The organism is Paenibacillus sp. PL91 (assembly GCF_012935325.2).
Classification (GTDB): Bacteria; Bacillota; Bacilli; order Paenibacillales; family Paenibacillaceae; genus Pristimantibacillus.
Genome location: NZ_JABBYG020000003.1, coordinates 380,133 through 397,608, shown reverse-complemented (window position 1 = coordinate 397,608; position 17,476 = coordinate 380,133). Strand labels below are relative to the sequence as shown.

14 protein-coding genes and 2 riboswitches are annotated in these 17,476 nt (G+C 45.9%); of the genes, 12 read left to right on the top strand and 2 right to left on the bottom strand.

The window, feature by feature from the left end; translation table 11 throughout:
* The first annotated feature begins 31 nt into the window (after positions 1 to 31).
* Positions 32 to 1,099 carry an FtsH protease activity modulator HflK gene (gene hflK, locus HI950_RS10525; RefSeq protein ID WP_223285202.1) on the top strand — a complete coding sequence of 356 codons (1,068 nt, stop codon included), beginning with the start codon at positions 32 to 34 and terminating at the stop codon, positions 1,097 to 1,099.
* On the top strand, positions 1,096 to 1,962 hold the full coding sequence (gene hflC, locus HI950_RS10520; protein WP_169083677.1) for a protease modulator HflC: 867 nt from the start codon (positions 1,096 to 1,098) through the stop codon (positions 1,960 to 1,962). The genes hflK and hflC overlap by 4 nt, the downstream gene beginning before the upstream one ends.
* A 50-nt stretch (positions 1,963 to 2,012) precedes the next feature.
* Here the strand turns inward: hflC and HI950_RS10515 are convergent, their stop codons facing one another.
* Positions 2,013 to 3,026 (bottom strand): LacI family DNA-binding transcriptional regulator, encoded by a 1,014-nt coding sequence (locus HI950_RS10515; RefSeq protein WP_169083678.1) that lies wholly within the window; start codon positions 3,024 to 3,026, stop codon positions 2,013 to 2,015.
* A gap of 946 nt (positions 3,027 to 3,972) precedes the next feature.
* A complete protein-coding gene (locus HI950_RS10510; RefSeq protein WP_169083679.1) occupies positions 3,973 to 5,277 on the bottom strand; it encodes a glycosyltransferase family 39 protein in 1,305 nt (434 codons plus the stop codon).
* A gap of 182 nt (positions 5,278 to 5,459) precedes the next feature.
* Here HI950_RS10510 and HI950_RS10505 point away from each other — a divergent pair, with 182 nt between their 5' ends.
* The 10 genes from HI950_RS10505 (at position 5,460) to HI950_RS10460 (ending at position 17,437) form a co-directional block, all read left to right on the top strand.
* Positions 5,460 to 6,242, top strand: a complete 783-nt coding sequence (locus HI950_RS10505; RefSeq protein ID WP_223285201.1) for a YheC/YheD family protein — start codon at positions 5,460 to 5,462, stop codon at positions 6,240 to 6,242.
* Positions 6,243 to 6,421: 179 nt separating this feature from the next.
* Entirely contained in the window at positions 6,422 to 7,378 is a 957-nt protein-coding gene (locus HI950_RS10500; RefSeq protein WP_169083681.1) for an ABC transporter permease, read from the top strand.
* 32 nt (positions 7,379 to 7,410) lie between these two features.
* Positions 7,411 to 8,307 carry a carbohydrate ABC transporter permease gene (locus HI950_RS10495; protein WP_169083682.1) on the top strand — a complete coding sequence of 299 codons (897 nt, stop codon included), beginning with the start codon at positions 7,411 to 7,413 and terminating at the stop codon, positions 8,305 to 8,307.
* Between the two features lie 77 nt (positions 8,308 to 8,384).
* Positions 8,385 to 10,049 carry an extracellular solute-binding protein gene (locus HI950_RS10490; protein ID WP_169083683.1) on the top strand — a complete coding sequence of 555 codons (1,665 nt, stop codon included), beginning with the start codon at positions 8,385 to 8,387 and terminating at the stop codon, positions 10,047 to 10,049.
* A gap of 129 nt (positions 10,050 to 10,178) precedes the next feature.
* Positions 10,179 to 11,720: a response regulator gene (locus HI950_RS10485; protein ID WP_169083684.1), complete on the top strand. Its 1,542-nt coding sequence runs from the start codon at positions 10,179 to 10,181 to the stop codon at positions 11,718 to 11,720.
* Positions 11,717 to 13,495 (top strand): cache domain-containing sensor histidine kinase, encoded by a 1,779-nt coding sequence (locus HI950_RS10480; RefSeq protein WP_169083685.1) that lies wholly within the window; start codon positions 11,717 to 11,719, stop codon positions 13,493 to 13,495. Before HI950_RS10485 ends, HI950_RS10480 begins: the two co-directional genes overlap by 4 nt.
* 149 nt (positions 13,496 to 13,644) lie before the next feature.
* Positions 13,645 to 13,795: riboswitch (guanidine-I (ykkC/yxkD leader) on the top strand.
* A 70-nt stretch (positions 13,796 to 13,865) separates the two neighbouring features.
* Positions 13,866 to 14,879, top strand: a complete 1,014-nt coding sequence (locus HI950_RS10475; protein WP_169083686.1) for an ABC transporter substrate-binding protein — start codon at positions 13,866 to 13,868, stop codon at positions 14,877 to 14,879.
* Positions 14,880 to 14,885: 6 nt separating this feature from the next.
* Entirely contained in the window at positions 14,886 to 15,686 is an 801-nt protein-coding gene (locus HI950_RS10470; RefSeq protein ID WP_169083687.1) for an ABC transporter permease, read from the top strand.
* Positions 15,687 to 15,804: 118 nt separating this feature from the next.
* A riboswitch (guanidine-I (ykkC/yxkD leader) is annotated at positions 15,805 to 15,968 on the top strand.
* 57 nt (positions 15,969 to 16,025) lie between these two features.
* Entirely contained in the window at positions 16,026 to 16,745 is a 720-nt protein-coding gene (locus HI950_RS10465; RefSeq protein WP_169083688.1) for an urea amidolyase associated protein UAAP1, read from the top strand.
* Positions 16,746 to 16,786: 41 nt separating this feature from the next.
* Positions 16,787 to 17,437: an urea amidolyase associated protein UAAP2 gene (locus HI950_RS10460; protein ID WP_169083689.1), complete on the top strand. Its 651-nt coding sequence runs from the start codon at positions 16,787 to 16,789 to the stop codon at positions 17,435 to 17,437.
* The last annotated feature ends 39 nt before the right edge of the window (positions 17,438 to 17,476 follow it).

Here is a 17,476-nt window from a genome sequence, read left to right as displayed (position 1 = left end):
ATATAACAGACGCTTGAAAGGGGAGAGATCATTGAGCTTTACGGATCAGAATCAAAATCAAGAACAGAATCTTGGTATGAGCGGCCGCAGGCCGCCGGAATTAAGCCCGGGCACCGTGAAGAAAATCGTCGTTGGTATCGTTGCGGCAGTGGTTGTCATTTTAATAGGAACGTCATCCTTCTATACGGTGCAAGAGCAAGAACGGGCTGCCATTCTAACGTTCGGCAAATATTCGGGGGAAACCTCGGCAGGACTGCATTTCAAATGGCCTTATCCGATACAGCAGGTCATTACCGTTCCGGCAGAGCTGACGCAGCGGATTCATATCGGTTACCGCCAGGAAGGCTCGGAAGCGATTCCGGTCGATGAAGAGGCGATGATGATAACCGGTGATGAAAACATCGTATCGGCAGACGCGGTTGTTCAGTGGAAGATAAGCAACATTCACGACTACTTATACAACATTGCAGATGCTGAACAATTTTTGCGCAATGCGGCAAGCTCCTCGATCCGTTCCGTCATCGGTTCAGAGAAGCTTGATTATGCGATCACCGACGGTAAGACGGTCATCCAGGACAAGGTTAGGGAGAAGCTGATCGAGCTGCAGGCCAAGTACAAGACAGGCATCCAAATCATTGATATCAAGTTCCAGGATATCGAGCCGCCAAGCGGCCAGGTAGCGGAAGCCTTCAGGGAAGTAACGAACGCGCGCGAGGAAAAAAACACGAAAATCAACAATGCCGCAAAATATGAGAATGACCGCATACCGAAGGCGCGCGGAGAGGCGCAGGCGCTTCTTGAGAATGCGGAAGGGCAGAAGAAATCGCGGATCTTGAACGCGGAGGGTGACGTTGCCAAGTTTAATGCGATATTCGGAGAGTACAAAAAAAATCCGAATGTGACCCAAAGCAGGCTCGTGCTGGAGACGCTTGAGAAAATTTTGCCGAATGCGAAAATATTCATTACGAATTCTAACAGCGATACGGTAAATTACTTGCCGCTGAATGAGCTGCTGCGCAGTGGAACGGGCAGCGCGGCGACTCCGCCTGCAACTACTCCGCCAGTCGCAGAAGCTCCGCAAGGAGGTGGCGCACAATGAAACGAAAACAATGGCTGACGCTAATCATCGTGCTTGTGATCGTTATTTTGGGCTCTGGCTCGATGTATATCGTAAAGGAAGGCGAATATAAGGTTGTGCTTCGGTTCGGAGAAGCGATGAGAGCTGTACCTGAGCCGGGTCTTAAGTTTAAGCTTCCGTTCATTGAGAACGTATCGACGCTGCCTAAATACCAAATGACGTATGAGAGCAGCCCGACAACGATTCTGACGAAGGACCAGAAGCCGATCGTAGTGGATAACTATACGGTATGGCGCATCACCAACGCATCGCAATTTTTGAGAACCGTGCAGTCGGTAAGCGGCGGTATTCAGCGGATTGATGAGGCGGTATACAACTCTGTTCGGCGCAAGCTGTCGGAGGTAAATTACGATAATATCATCAGCGAAAATACTGCTCGCGGCAACATCAACGACGAGATTACGAAGGATGTAGTATCCGCTTTGACACGGGATAATTACGGAATAGAAGTCATTGATGTCCGCATCAAACGGACCGATTTGCCGGAGGAAAATAAGCAGAGCGTGTACAACCGGATGATTTCGGATCGCCAATCGATTGCGGCCCGCTATTTGTCCGAGGGAGACGAGGAGTCACGCAAAATTACTTCCAAGGCGGATCGCACCGCGACGGAGCTGCTCGCTCAGGCCCAAGCCGATGCCAAAAAAATCGTCGCTGAAGGCGAACGTGAAGCAGCCATCATTTATAACAAAGCTTATGGCAGTGATCCGCAGTTCTACAATTTCTATCGGACGCTGGAAAGCTACGCGACCACTTTGAAAAATGAGCCGGTCATCATGATTCCGATTGATTCGCCTTATGCGAAAATATTGTTAGGCCAATAAAAAAAACGTGTTCTATTCGTTATTTGAATAGAACACGTTTTTTGGTATGCTTACAGGCTGCCGCATGATTTGCGAATGATTAATTCGGTATCGACCACGATGCTCTGCGCTTCGGTTTGTTTATTTATCAAATCAAAGAGCATCATCGCTGCGAGACGGCCAAACTTCTCTTTGTCCTGCCTGAGCGTCGTAAGGGATGGGTCCGTATATTTGCTGGCGTCGATGTCGTCGCAGCCAATGATGGCGATGTCGCCGGGGATGGAGAGATTATGCTCCTTGATCGCCCGCATGGCACCGAAAGCCAGAATATCAGAGATCGTAAAGATGGCTTTCGGAAGCGCAGAGCCGCTCACAAGCAGCGCTTTCATCGCCTGATAACCGCTTTCCTCGTCATATTCCTTGCTGTGCAATATCCATTCGGGATTCGCATGAATGCCGAAGCTGCGCAGTGACTTCATGAATGCCGTTTCCCTTATGGTTGCGACCTCCGACTTGCGCTCTATCCCGATGAATCCGATATCTCGGTAGCCGTTCATGTAGAAATGCTCCACGACCTTGGAAGAGATCTTGTCGTTATCCGACATGATATAAGAGAAGTTGGGCCCGGAAAACTTAATATCGAGGCCTACGCACGGAATATCGGATGCGGCTAATTGGTGCACGCTGGGCTCGATTTCGTCACCGGCTATAATAATGCAGCCGTCCACATGGAAATGCCGGCACCGCGCGAGGTAATCTTCTTTTGTATCAAAAAATTTCTCATTCGAGAACAACAGCACATCAAACCCGAATAAGCCGATTTGTTTCTTAAAGGAGTCGATAACGTCGATGAAAAACGGATGCTTGAGCTCCGAATTTAATTTGCCGGCGAACACGACGCCGATTAGATTTGATTTCTTTGTTGCAAGCGTTTTCGCAGATGAGGATGGCCTATAGCCATTCTCCTCCATAATCTTTAGGACCCGCTTGCGCGTTTCTTGGCTTACGTCTGTGTAATTGTTGATAATCTTTGACACCGTAGCGATGGATACCCCGGAAAGCTGCGCAATGGTTTTAATGTTCATCACAGGACTCCTTTATTACAAGTACGCTCATGCTACAAAATCACTTGCTGATAGCGAGCTTCATATATGCTTTAGTGCGATATTTCGATTTATCCAGTAAATAGTAGTGGATATCCTACCTATTGTCAATTGAGGATGCTAGAAACATATTCATAAAAAAATGGATCAGAAATGCGGCTTGAAAAGAAAGTGCGATTAATCCAAACCTTTTAACAAAGCGACTAAAATACCTGCATAAATCTTGCATTTGTATTGCTTGTAGATTTATCCATATCCTTTAAAGGTATAGATGTAACTCAAATAGAGCGTGCTGGCTTTAACATATGTTAGCGCTTTATTCGGATAAGGGGCATGGAGTGGGGACTATAACAGGGTTATAAGTATTTTTATGGTGTTTTGTATGGTTCTGGCATAATTCGCAGGCATTGCTGCGCCGGCAGCTCAGGCGGCCGGCACTAAGTATCGGATGCTTCTGTTGTACTTTCTACAATAGAAACCTAACATCAACACCCAACCTCGCATCTACGTTGTAAAAAATACAACAGAATCGGTCCTCCACACCTCCTCCCATCTCAACTTGCCCGATTGCGTTGTACAAACTACAACGTAGCCAACAAGCGCAAAGAACCCTGATCAATTATCCGATGTAGGGATAACTAATCAGGGCTCTTTTGAAAACTAATTTAGATGTCACCACCAAATTAAAGCGTGTCCCAAGGGGACGAAAGCGCTCCAACGCAGAAGTCTCGGTCAAGCGCCTCATTATCTTCAACGTTACTCCGTGCGGGTGTCCAGAGGGCGCAGCGCCTCGGGGCCCTCCCTAGGCAGGGAGGGTTTGGGAGGGTACGAAACGCCTTTGAAGGTCTGGTAGTAAACGCCTTTGAAGGTCTGGTAGTAAACGCCTTTGAAGGTCTGGTAGTAAACGCCTTTAAAGGTTGGTAGCAACTCACAAGTTAGCCGTTGCTTTCCCCGCTGCCAAGCGCTTGTTAACTCGAATACTAATCATCCGATCAATCAAATACGCCCCAGCTATGAAAATTAGAAACAGATTCGGATAGCCGTACCTGGAGAAGGCGACGAATGGAATATAAATAACGGTGAAATAAGCCAATGTCAGCAGCAAAAGCAAATAGGGTATATTACGCTTCCTAATGGCACTGACAAGCATGAGCAGCAATCCAGCTGTGCCAATCAGCGTCATTAACGTATGCATCGGATAGACGTACACAATGGGGATGTCGAACACCGTTCTCCAATAGTATGGTCCGAGATACAGCCCTTTTATTTTATCGGTGGTATACCATTTCAAATAATCCATTGGCTGGTTCGTAAAGCCGTAGCGCATAATTTTTTTCGCTGTATCGGCCATAGCATCATCTGAGCCTAGAAACAGGCTGGCTCTATCGCGTCCCGGATACTCCGGGTGAGCGTCGAAGAATGGCTGCGCGGGAGCTGCATTATTAATTAAAGCGCCTAAAAGCATAGGATTTCCGGCAGACTTGGTGAACGGAATAAACTCGTCAAATGTGATGTAGTTGCGTATCCACCAAGGGCAGAGCAGCAGTACCATCGTTATGGAAATGACAACCGTATGCTTGACGATCGTTTTCCAGGAAACCTTGTTGAACAGCCATAATAGAAATAACACAACTGGAAAAAGTCCGGTATGCGGTTTAAAGTAACAGCCTAATACGACGAGCACGGCGACGATGATGTAATGCTTCGTTTGATTGCTCTTTAAAGCAAGCAGGCTGAAGCAAATTAACAGCATAAATATCGTTCGGAATATCGTCTCGGACAAAATAACGCCAGAAGAGAAATAATCTGGTAAATATAGCGCGGTTGCGATACTGGCAATAAGAGCTGCTCTGCTGTTAAACAACTGATTCGCAATGACAAAAATGAGATAAACAGAGAAGGCCTGCAGCGCTGCCTGCAAAATTCGAAATGCGATCACAGCAGCTTCACCTTGTCCGAAAATCAACATTAAGCCTGACAAAACAAAAGGCATCCCAGGCATAATGAAGGAGGACGGGGACTCGCCGCTGTTATAAGCAAGCGTATGCTTATTCAACAAAATTTTGGCGCTGTTTACATACTTCACGTCATCATTATTTAGTTTTTCATAGGTGCCAAGCAAAAAATGATCACCATAAATAAGTACGGACGCGGTGCTGATTGCGAATACGAGCAGGATAGTTACGAGAAGAGAAGTTCGGATAGGCTTGGATACCTCATTTAAACGAAACAATTACTACACACCTTTCGATTGTATTAATTAATTTATAACGAAGCTATTAACTACATTATAACGAATAAAAGAAGCAATATGTTCCAGCCGAAGTGTTCATTCCTTCAATTTACTATATTTTCTATCTATAAACATTCGTACAATTGCTATAGACCTCTCTCACATATAGTAAATGGAGGTGAATGGAATTGTACAAAAAAAATTATGCGAGCCGCAATATACGAGGAAAACAGCGAGTCTGTGAATACTTATCCTCCAATCCGATGCTGGAAAGTTACGTGCCGCAAACCGTTTCGTTTAGTCTTGAGCATTTGGAGATGATGATAAATCGTTATGAAATGGTTTATGTTAAGCCCGACATAGGGTCTCATGGGATTGGCATCTTTAAAGTCAAAAAGAACGATTCGGATTATGAACTGTATGAGATTGTTAAAAAGAAACAAGTACGCAGTCTCTACAAGTCTATTTTTGATATCTATGATCGGATAAAGAAGCAAAGGTCGGCTAAGCTAATTATTCAAAAAGGGATTTCATTGGATCATGTGAACGATTGTCCATACGATATTCGAGCGATGGTGCAGCGGAAGCCAGGAGGGACTTGGGTCTGCACGGGCCTAATCGTCAAGGTCGGAGCACGCAATAAAATCGTTACGAACCATTATCAAGGCGGCACTATTTTATCGATGAAAAAGCTGGGAAAAAAACAAGGCCTGTCACAAGCCGAGACCGCAAGCCGCGTAGGGAAACTTAGCCGTGTCGCTCTGCAAATCGCGCATACTTTGAGCAAGAAACGGTCGGGCATGCATGAGCTTGGCGTCGATTTCGCTTACGACAAAAAGCAGCAGCTGTGGGTGCTTGAGGTGAACTCGAATCATCCGCAATTTTATCCGCTCAAACAGCTCGACCCAGCGGCCTATCGCAAAATGAAACGTTTCGCAGTTAGTTACGGCAGACGAGATGCATAATGAAAAAGCAGCAGGACAAGGCCATTGCCTCGGCCTGCTGCTTTTTTTGTCACAAATTAATTGATTGCGCTTACTTCGATGATTGAAAAGTATCATTTATAGTTGTTCAGATAGCTATTCGTGTTTTAGGTATCACGATAAAATACAAGAAGAACAACAAGAGCAAGGGGGATTGAGTAGTGGCGCAGCTTTCCGTTAAAGACGAACTAGTAATTAAACCAAAAACTAAAAACGTTTTCTTGCGATTCTTGAAGCAAATGGACATCCAAATGATGGTGTTGCCTGCATTGTTACTCATTATTGTGTTTAGCTACATTCCGATGTATGGCGTATTGATGGCTTTCCAGGATTACAGCATCTTTAAGGGCTTTTTTGCGAGTGAGTGGGTTGGTTTGAAGCATTTCGACATGTTTTTCAACTCCCCGGAGTTTTTTGAAGTCATGCGAAATACGATCATTATAAGCTTGTTGAAATTTTTTATTGGATTTCCGGCACCGATCGCGCTGGCCTTAATGCTCAACGAAGTGAAGAACATGATGTTCAAGCGACTCGTACAAACGGTCAGCTACCTGCCTCACTTCATGTCATGGGTAATCGTCGCGGGATTGATCATGTCGATGCTTTCGACGGATAATGGCAGCGTAAACATTTTGCTTGAAAAAATGAATTTTATTGAAGAACCGATCAATTTCTTATCGCTTCCGGAATTATTCTGGTCCATACTCGTATCGACTGGCGTTTGGAAGGAAATCGGCTTTGGCTCCATCGTGTACTTGGCGGCTATCGCCAGCATTGACCCAAGCATGTACGAGGCGGCTTCGATGGATGGAGCCAGCAAGTTTAAACAAATCTTTTTGATCACGTTGCCTTCCATCATGCCGGTTGTCCTTATCTTCATGATTTTGGCGATAGGGAACCTATTGAATGCAGGCTTTGAGGATATTCTCTTGCTTGCCGTTAACCCGGTGCTCCGAGACGTCTCTGATGTCATCGATACGTACGTTTATCGAGTCGGTATTCAAAGTTCAAGATACTCGTACGCTACTGCGGTAGGACTGTTCAAAGCCGTGATCAGCGTTGGACTTCTGACGATGGCGAACTATCTGGCACGCAGAGCCGGCAGCAGCTTGTGGTAGACTATAATTAGCCCGGAAAGGCGGAGGATGCAGTGATCAGGCTCAGCTTTGGAGACCGCGTGATGACGGTAACCATCTACATTTTACTAACATTATTAGCTTTTATGACCTTCTATCCTTTCTGGAATGCGCTGGTCATTTCCTTCAATACCGGTATTGACACGTCAATGGGCGGTGTAACGTTCTGGCCGCGTGCTTGGACACTCGAAAACTACGGCATCGTATTTAAAGACGATAGAATGATTGGCGCCTTTATGATATCGATTGCTCGTACGGTTGTCGGTACGGCAGCATCCATTATTCTAACAGCCATTTTCGCATACGGGATCTCTAAGAAAGAATTGATGGGCCGCAAATTTTACATGATTCTATGTATCATTACGATGTACTTCTCTGGCGGTCTAATTCCTTCATTCTTGTTGATCCGTGAGCTTCACCTTATGAATACGTTCTGGGTGTTCATTATTCCTTCGCTGATCAGCGTATGGAACATGATCATATTCCGTACCTTCTTCCAAGGCTTGCCTGCAGGTCTTGAGGAATCGGCGAAAATCGACGGAAGCGGCAATTGGGGTATCTTTTTCCGAATCGTTGTTCCGCTCTCTGGACCGGTTATTGCTACGCTGTCGCTGTTCACAGCTGTCTTTCATTGGAATGATTGGTTTGGTCCTAGTATTTATATTACCAATGAGAAGCTGCTTCCTATACAAACGATGCTTAAGCAAATATTGAACTCAAACATCGTTTCCGATCAGATGTCTCAGCTGGATTCAGCGGCACAAGGCCAAATGGCCAAAATGAGAACGGTAACGAGCAAGTCATTGTCCATGGCGACAATGATGGTAGCTACGATCCCAATCATTATGGTATACCCATTCGTGCAAAAGTATTTCGTGAAAGGCGTTCTTGTTGGATCGCTGAAAGAGTAGCGGGAAAAGTATGAAAAGAAGTTTAAAGCGAAAGCTTTGAACATATAAAAATGAGCTTGAAAGGGGATTTTAAACAGATGAAAGCGAAAAGTAAACTTCTTGTCCCTATCGTCTCCGCTTTTATGGCCGTTTCTTTATTGGCAGGCTGCAGCGGTAATAGCGGTAATTCCGGCAACGGAGAAACAGCAGCTAATAACAAAACGGAAGAGAATAGCGGAAACAAACCTGCATCCGTGTATGAGCTAGGCAAGGAGCAGCTCGATTTTACCCTTTATGGTCACTATGATTGGTATACAATGCCAACATGGGGTGGCGATATTACAAGCACATGGATAAGAGATACAAAGAAAGTTAATGTCAAACCGATTCATTCCGGCGGTGCAGCTCCTCAGAAGCTGAACACCATGATCGCTACAGGCGATTTGCCTGATGCAATCTGGCTAGAGCGCGTAGATGTAGAGAAATTGCGCAGCGCAGATTTGCTTGTACCGTTTGACGACTACCTCGAAAAATATCCTAACCTGAAAAAATGGCTGGGTGAAGAAGGCATCAACATGCTTCGTTCGGAGGATGGCAAGCTTTATCAGTTCCCTAACTGGTATACAAAGCAGCCGAATGGTAACTCAGGCTATGTTGTAAACAAAAAAATCTATACGGAGCTTGGTTCTCCTAAGCTGGAAACAACCGATGATCTTTACAACTACTTGAAGCTTGTTAAAGAAAAGTATCCGAACGTCGTTCCATACGAGCCGCATCTTGCAAAAGATGGACAAGGTCTTGACGTCCTATACTCCGCATTCAAAGAAAATGATCAGAAGTTCCCAGGTATGCGTGCTGTACCTAACGGCGACAAGCTGACTTCGATCTTCCTTGATCCGCAATACCGTGAGTCGTTGCAGTATACGGCTAAACTGTTCCGTGAGAAGTTGATTACGCAAGATGCGATGACGCAAACGATCGATCAAATTACAGAAAAAGTAATGACTGGCCGTGTAGCTGTATTCGCTGCAGCAAGCCCGACTGAAATCGCGATGCAAGCACATGCTGAGCTCGTGAAAAACGATCCAGAAGCTGGTTACTTCATGATTTGGCCAATTCATAAAGAAGGCCTAGATAAAAATAAAATTTTCCCTGGAACTTATGGTATGCTAGGTTGGAACGTAACTGTAATTACGAAAAAAGCTAAAAACCCAGAAGCAATCTTTGCTTTCTATGACTGGTTGACTGGTGCTGAGGGACAAAGCGCATTGATGTGGGGACCTCCAGGAATCTATTGGGATGGCGTAGAAGCTGATGGAGAAACACCAATTTTCACTGATAAATACACTTCCGAAGCAGGCGAGCTTGCGAAGCTTCAAGGGATTACGACTAACCTGAACTGGGTTGGTAACACCGTATTCCTAGATACAACAAAAGCGAAGTTCGAAGCTACGTTGCCGGTAGAGCAGCAAAACTGGTCGACTCGTTACCAACGTGAAATTACGTGGAAAACGCAATCCAATGCTACGGAATTTATCAACATTGATCCACAGCCGGAAACAGAGGAAGGCATTATCCGTCAACGTATTGAAGATCTTTACCTAGAAGTTAGAGCAAAAGCATTGTTCGCTAAGAGCGACGCAGACGTGCTAGCTATTCTAGATCAAGCGGAAAAGGATGCTCAAGCAGCTGGTTATGACAAGCTTCTTGCATTCAAAACTACAAAATGGCAGGAAAATCTAGCGAAAATGAAAGCGCAATAAGTTTATAGCTTTTTATAAAACGGCGGGTATACTAAGATTTTTAGTGTACCCGAGTTTTTTCATTTATAAAGAGCTATTTTCTTTGCATAATGAACCTATCGCGTTTTCCTAATTGGAGCTGATAACATCATGTATAAAGTATTGCTTGCAGACGACGAGAGGCTGGATTTGGAAGGCATGCGTACCTTTATTCCTTGGGAAGACCTTGGAATGGAGGTCGTGGCTGGCGTGATGAACGGCTTTGATGCTTGTAAAGTGCTAGATGCTGAAAAGGTAGACATTCTCGTAACGGACGTCCGAATGCCTAATATGACGGGGCTGGAGCTGGCGAGGCGCGCACTCGAAATGTCGAAGGATATAAAAATCATATTCGTAAGCGGCTATCAGGATTTCAGCTATGTGAAGCAGGCATTGTCGCTAAACGCGGTCAATTACGTGCTTAAGCCGATGGACGATCAGGAGCTGATCGATTCCTTGCTTAAGGTTCGCGACGATTTGGACCAAGAGCGTGTAAGGCAGGATGCCTATTGGCAAATGGTGCCGATCGTAAAGAATGAGTATTTATTGCAGCTGCTGGAAGGGACAAGCAGTGAGAAGACGATAGAGGTATTGAATCAAGAGTATGAAATGAACCAGTTCAGTTGGCCTGGTTATGCTGCTGTTATCGAAATCGATGATATGTCTTTGAAGCAGCATGAGGAGAGCCGTAACGTTCCAAATGAGATGCAGAAGGTTGTATCGATCTGCAAGGAGCTTGGCGTACGGCAGATTTGCAAAATAAGCAAAGCCCGAGTTGCACTACTTATTGAGGGTACGGAAAATGATGCCGTGCTAGAGCAAATCGTCAATCTTGTAAATAAGCAAAATACGTTCTCCATTACGGCAGGAGTCGGCGAGCAGTGCCGCTCCATCTTCGAAGTAACGATCTCCTATCGTCAAGCAGTAGAAGCTCTTGACATGAAAATGTTTTACGGCAAAGGAAAAGTAATCGGACATGGCGAGGTTAGACAGGCAGAGAAGGAAGATGTGAAGCATCTCGATGCTAAGCTTGAAGCGCTATTTGGGGCGATGTCTGGTTATGAGCTTGTTCGTATTCATGATGAGCTCGATGATTTGTTTCAGGTAGCCAAAAACTTAAAATCCAAATTTACGCTGCGAAACTATGCGCTTTACATTCTCATGAAGCTCGATAATTATTTGCAAAGAACGAATGAAAATGTGTTTCAGCTGCTAGGGATGGAGCTGAACAATTACGATGTCATTATGCAATTTGAAACGATTAATGACATTCATGTATGGCTTAGACGGAGAGTTTACGAAATCTCCGAGACGCTGCAGGCGAATAAGCACAAGAAAAATTGGAAGCTGATTAAACAAATGATCGACTTCATGAAAGAACGAACGCATGATAACATTACACTTCGAGATTTAGCAGAGCAATTTTCGCTATCGCCAAACTATCTTGGCTTGATTTTCAAAGAAGAAACAGGAAAAAACTTCAGCGAGTATTTCATTCAGCTGCGAATGGAGAAATCCTGCGAGCTTCTCAAAACGACAAATATGAAAATTTATGAAATAGCCGATCGCGTAGGCTATCGACATTTGCCTTATTTCAGCAGACAATTCAAAGAAACTTACGGCATGACGCCGCTGGAGTACAGACGATCATGACCATCCACAAGAAGGAGCATCGTTATATTCCTTTCGGGATTAAGCTGATGCTTACTTATAGCTTGTTTATTATTATACCGGTGCTGTTAGTCGGCTACGCAGCCAATTTGATCTTTACAAACTCCATCCAAGAGCGTACACGCGAGATTAATCACGGCACGCTTGAGCAGATGAAGGATAATATCAAATACAAGCTTGAGGATATGTCGCGCATTTCGGGCATGCTTTATTTTGACAGCAATCTAGCTTCCTACTTGCGCCGTTATGAGGAGGGCTGGGTTAGCTACGAGGCTACGACGAAGCAGCTCCTCCCTAGAATACTAACGACGATCGATGCGGCGAACAACAAGATAAGGCTCGCAATCTATTTGCATAACAATACGCTGCCTGAGATTTATCATAACTACAAAGATACCGATCCGCTTAATTCGGAGGGGCCGTTGTTTGATTTGTATCATATTGAAAGAATCAAGGACAGGCCATGGTATTTGGAATATCCGACAGAGCGATACGGTGAGACGATGCAATGGAAGCAGGTGGAAGGAGACACGAAATTTGGCCATATTTCCTTGCTGAGAAGGCTTGTTGATATGAATGATTCAATCGCAGTTAAGGAAATTGGCTTTGTTCGGATCAGCCTGCGGCTAACGGATCTGCTCGAGAGTGTCGATTCCGAGAAAATCGGCAAGGGCACCAAAATTTTTGCAATGGACGAAAATCGCAAAATTATGTTTTCCTCCGGCGATACGGACTATAAGCTGGGCGAGACGCTGAGCGAAGAGAAAATTGCGAATTATTGGGTCATTGATGAGCCGATACCGCAGCTGAATTGGCATCTTGTCGCACTCGTTCCAACAGATATTATGGAGAAGGCGACCAAAGAGGTCAGGTTTTGGACGATACTCATTTGTTTGGCCTGTTACATCGTATTTTCATTCGCGGGCCTGTTTATATCCCGTTTCTACTCTCGTAAAGTTTCCAAAATCGTTCGCGTACTGGATTCGTTCCAAGAAGGTAATTTTCAGAAAAGCATCAATTTTAAGGGGAATGATGAATTTACTCGCATATCCATTGCCCTTAATGAAATGGGTCAGAACATCGATGAATTGATTCAAGAAGTATATATGACGAACATAAAGAAAAAGGAAGCAGAGCTAGAATCGCTGCAAGCACAAATAAATCCTCACTTCTTGTACAATACGCTCTCTTCGATCAGCCGCTTGGCTAAGTTTGGCGAGGTCGATAAACTGCAGCGGATGGTGCTCGATCTTGCGAAATTTTATCGGCTGTCGCTTAATGAAGGAAGAACCGTTATCCCGATTAGAAATGAGCTGGAGCAGGTCAGCGCTTATATTAACATACAGAAGACCAAATTTGCTGACGGCATGCAGGTGTTTTTTGATGTTGATCCTGATCTATTTAAGTTCACAACCGTGAAGCTTATTTTGCAGCCATTTATCGAAAATGCATTAGAGCACGCTTGGTATGGCGATCGGATCAACATTCGGATCGTTGGAAAGCTGGAGGGAGAGCTGATCACCTTCCAAGTCATTGATGACGGTGTCGGCATTCACCCCGAAGTGCTGCGCCAGCTGTCCGATCCAGTAGAGAGCTTGAATGTCGGCTATGGCATTCGTAATGTTGACGGGCGAATCAGACTTCATTTTGGCGCAGAGTATGGCGTCACGATTGTTAGCAAAAGAGGTATCGGTACGTCAATATGTATAACCATTCCGGCAAAAACGAATGCAAGCCAATCAGAGCGTCCTATTTGAAATAGGACGTTTTTTTTCGTATCTTTTAAACTATATGTAATAAAACCTAACATGCTTATTGACACATCCGTACGTTCCGCACTATAATTCGGTTAAACGTAAGGTTTTGTGACAAAAGAATATCGGCTCTCAATCCTTATTGATGAGAGCAGCTAGCAGTCTAGGGTTCCGTTAACGATGACTCGGCGCATCAAGAATGCGTTCGGCAAGTGGTTAAGTCTGGTCCAAGAGACGGCGTATAGAGGAGAAGGGGAACACCCGCTCATCTATATAACACGGAAGGATAAAAGCCTGGGAGATCACTCTCCCTGGCTTTTGTTTTTTTTATAGGGCTTTTTAGGCGCTAAAAAAATGACGGGAGTGGGGAGTAATGAAAAAATCACTGAAGGCATCATTGATGGTTATGCTTATTGTAGCGATGGCGTTTATGCCTGCTTGTTCCGGCCAAACAAAGGAAACATCGGGCGGGGCTTCGGATGATCCGATTACGATTGCGCTTAGTCCTTGGCCGGGTTGGTATATGTGGTATTTGGTAGAGGAGAAAGGGTTTTTCGAGAAGCATGACGTTGACGTGAAGCTGGAGTTTTTCCCGGTATACAGCGACTCGCTCCAAGCGATCGCTGCTGGCAAGGTTGATGCGAACAGCCAGACGTTAAGCGATTCACTGGCTCCTCTTTCTAAGGGAATCGGCCTAAAGGCTGTTCTAGTGAATGATAACTCCCATGGCGGAGATGCCATTGTGAGTAAACCTGACATTAATTCGATCAAAGACTTAAAAGGAAAAACAGTAGCGACGGAGCTCGGTACCGTTGATCATTTCCTTTTGCTTACGGCGCTCGCCGAGAACGGGATGGACGAGAAGGACATTAAATATGTGAATATGACGGTGAATGATGCAGGGCCTGCTTTTATTTCAGGCAATACGGATGCATCGGTGCTTTGGGAGCCGTTCCAAACGACTGCTGTGAAGGAAGGCAAGGGCAAGGTGCTTTATTCGTCCAAGGATACGCCGGGACTCATTCCCGACTTGCTCGTGTTCCGTGATTCGGTCGTGAAGGATCGACCGGAGGATGTGCAAAAAATCGTTGATGCCTGGTTTGATGCACTGGCTTGGTACGAGGATAACAAGGAAGAAGCGATTAAGCTGCTCGCTGAGAAAGCGGAGACGACACCGGAAGATTTTAAGCTTGGCTTAGACAGCATTAAGTTATTCGGGGTAGAGGATAACGTCAAAGCATTCGAGAAGCGCGACGAGTATACATCGCTTAGCTACACAGGTCTGAAAACAGCGGATTTTCTCTTTAAGCTTGATATGGTCGATAAGCTTGATAGCGTTGATGAGCTGCTGGATCCACAGTTTGTAAATCATAAAGCAGGGAAGTGATAAGCGATGGGGACGCCACTACGACGTAAACCGCATAAATTTCAAATATTCAAAGACATCGGCCCGAGGTCGTTTGCCGTAACGGCGGGTATCTCCTTCGTTTTGCTGCTTGGCGTTTGGTCGCTGCTCAGCTATACCGAAACGGTTAGTCCGATTTTCCTGCCGAAGCCGCATGCCGTGCTCGTTCAGCTCCTACTAAATCTCGGCAGCCCAGAGTATTGGGGGCATATCGGCATTAGCGTATTCAGGGTTACAGCCGGCTTTTTGCTGGCCTGCGTGATCGCCATACCAATCGGAGTGTTTGCCGGCACGTTTAAGTACGGCGAAGCTTTCGTAGAGCCGCCGATGGAATTTATCCGCTATATGCCGGCGGTAGCCTTCATTCCGCTCATTATGGTATGGGCGGGCATCGGAGAATGGGCTAAGGTGCTGTTAATTTTTATCGGCTGCTTCTTCCAGCTGGTGCTGATGGTCTCGGATATTACTAGGCGCGTATCGCATGACCTGCTGCATGCTTCGTTTACGCTCGGAGCAACGAGATGGAAGGCGATTGAGACGGTTATCATACCGGCCATCCAGCCTCAGCTCATGAATACGCTTCGTCTCATTCTAGGCTGGGCGTGGACTTATCTTGTAGTAGCGGAGCTCGTAGCCGTAAGCAGCGGACTGGGCTATCAGATTATGAAGGCACAGCGGTTTCTGAATACCGATGAAATCTTTGTCGGCATTATCGTCATCGGCTTGCTCGGTCTTGTAAGCGATCGGGTGTTTGCCTTTCTAAATCGACGCCTGTTCCCTTGGGCTTAAGGTTAACGTAATAATACCTAACATAAATATTGACAAGGTTAGTTGAACGCGATTATACTCCGTTTAACGTCAGGAAACTTCACAACAACATATAGGTTCTCATGATTGCCATTGAGGACGAAGAGCTGTCTAGGGTTCCGCTGAAGACGGCTGACGATTTCCGAACATGGAAATGAATCGTCAGCATGGAGCAGGTCTGGTCCGAGAGACGGCATATAGCAGGGGTGGTTATTGGATAACCCAAACCGCTATAGTACACGGAAGGATAAAAGCCTGGGAGATTACTCTCCCGGGCTTTCTTTATTTTTAAGACCAACATTTTTTGAGGGGGAAACAAGGATGAGCAGCATTTGGAGCACAACCATTCGTCCGGGCGGCAAATGGTCAGGAACGATTAGTCGAGGGAGATTGCTGCGGTTCACCGCGCTTGAGGCTGGAGCGAATGTATCTTTGCTTTTATACAATGCAAAGGATTTGACGGAACACTACAATATGCCGGACTCGTTAAAAGCGCAGCATACCTCACATCTAACTAAAGGAAATATACTCATGAGCGATAACGGCAGGTCGCTAGCCAGCATCGTGGACGACCAGCTTGGCTGGCATGATACGATAAGCGGCTACACGAGCCGTGCGGCGACGGATGCCAAATACGGCAAGACCACTTACCAAGAGCTGCGTAATGAATGGCTGCATAGCGGACAAGAAAACTTTGCGGTGGAGCTGGTTAGAAACGGACTTGGCGTAAGGGATTTGGTTCCCGTCGTGAATCTTTTCTCCAAAGTGTTCTGCGATGAGCAGGGAACGATGCATTTTAGCCCGGAGCATTGCCAGGCTGGCGCGGCTGTAACGCTGAGAACCGACATGGATGTGCTGCTGGTGCTGTCTAACACGCCAAACCCGCTTGATCCAAGCGGTAAATACCCGTCGGTGCCCGTTCAAATTGAGGTGCTGGAAGCGGAGGCTGTTACGGATGATGATTTTTGCTTGAACTACCGTCCGGAGAATCGGCGCGCCTATGAAAATACGCAAGAATATTACTTGCTGCAAGGTCTATAAAGCTTACCATTATCAAAATCATTGATCAGGAGGAATGACATATGTCTGTTTTAAATCGAGTGGAAAGCCCGCGTAAGGCAGAGGATGCCATATACGATGAAGTGATAGCAGCCGGCGATGGCTGGATGCATGATCTGAAGCCGGGGCAAGTGCTAAGAATCGTCGATTTGGACGGCAATCAAGCGGCCGACACATTATTTTACGATGCGGATCATCCAGAGGATCATTACAGCGCGGTTGCGACGATCGCCGGTCAAGGCAACATCTATTTGACGACTGGCACGGTGCTGCTGTCAGAGTCCGGCAAGGAAATGCTGAAGATCGTTGCGGATACATGCGGTCGCCATGATACGGTAGGCGGCTCATGCTCTGCGCAAAGCAACACCGTTCGCTATTCGCATGACAAGCTTCACATGCACAACTGCCGCGATACATTCATGCTGCAGCTGGCGAAGCGCAATGAAAGCTATACGAAGCGGGATTTGGCTCCGAACATTAACTTCTTCATGAATGTGCCGGTTACGGCTGACGGCGGCCTTCAGTTTGCGGATGGCGTATCCTCGCCCGGCGCTTATGTGGAGCTGGAGTCGCTTTGCCGCACAACGGTGCTGCTCAGCAATTGCCCGCAGCTTAACAACCCATGCAATGCCTATAACCCGACGCCGGTTCGGCTGCTTATTTGGGAGCAATAGATTTATTCAACCATTGTAAAAAAAACAGAAGCTTCACTT

What these genes read in the sequence shown, in the direction of transcription:
- hflC (WP_169083677.1), top strand. Translation starts at nt 1,096, where the DNA reads ATGAAACGAAAACAATGGCTGACGCTAATCATCGTGCTTGTGATCGTT.
- HI950_RS10515 (WP_169083678.1), bottom strand. Translation starts at nt 3,026, where the DNA reads ATGAACATTAAAACCATTGCGCAGCTTTCCGGGGTATCCATCGCTACG.
- HI950_RS10505 (WP_223285201.1), top strand. Translation starts at nt 5,460, where the DNA reads ATGGAATTGTACAAAAAAAATTATGCGAGCCGCAATATACGAGGAAAA.
- HI950_RS10490 (WP_169083683.1), top strand. Translation starts at nt 8,385, where the DNA reads ATGAAAGCGAAAAGTAAACTTCTTGTCCCTATCGTCTCCGCTTTTATG.
- HI950_RS10485 (WP_169083684.1), top strand. Translation starts at nt 10,179, where the DNA reads ATGTATAAAGTATTGCTTGCAGACGACGAGAGGCTGGATTTGGAAGGC.
- HI950_RS10480 (WP_169083685.1), top strand. Translation starts at nt 11,717, where the DNA reads ATGACCATCCACAAGAAGGAGCATCGTTATATTCCTTTCGGGATTAAG.
- HI950_RS10475 (WP_169083686.1), top strand. Translation starts at nt 13,866, where the DNA reads ATGAAAAAATCACTGAAGGCATCATTGATGGTTATGCTTATTGTAGCG.
- HI950_RS10470 (WP_169083687.1), top strand. Translation starts at nt 14,886, where the DNA reads ATGGGGACGCCACTACGACGTAAACCGCATAAATTTCAAATATTCAAA.
- HI950_RS10465 (WP_169083688.1), top strand. Translation starts at nt 16,026, where the DNA reads ATGAGCAGCATTTGGAGCACAACCATTCGTCCGGGCGGCAAATGGTCA.
- HI950_RS10460 (WP_169083689.1), top strand. Translation starts at nt 16,787, where the DNA reads ATGTCTGTTTTAAATCGAGTGGAAAGCCCGCGTAAGGCAGAGGATGCC.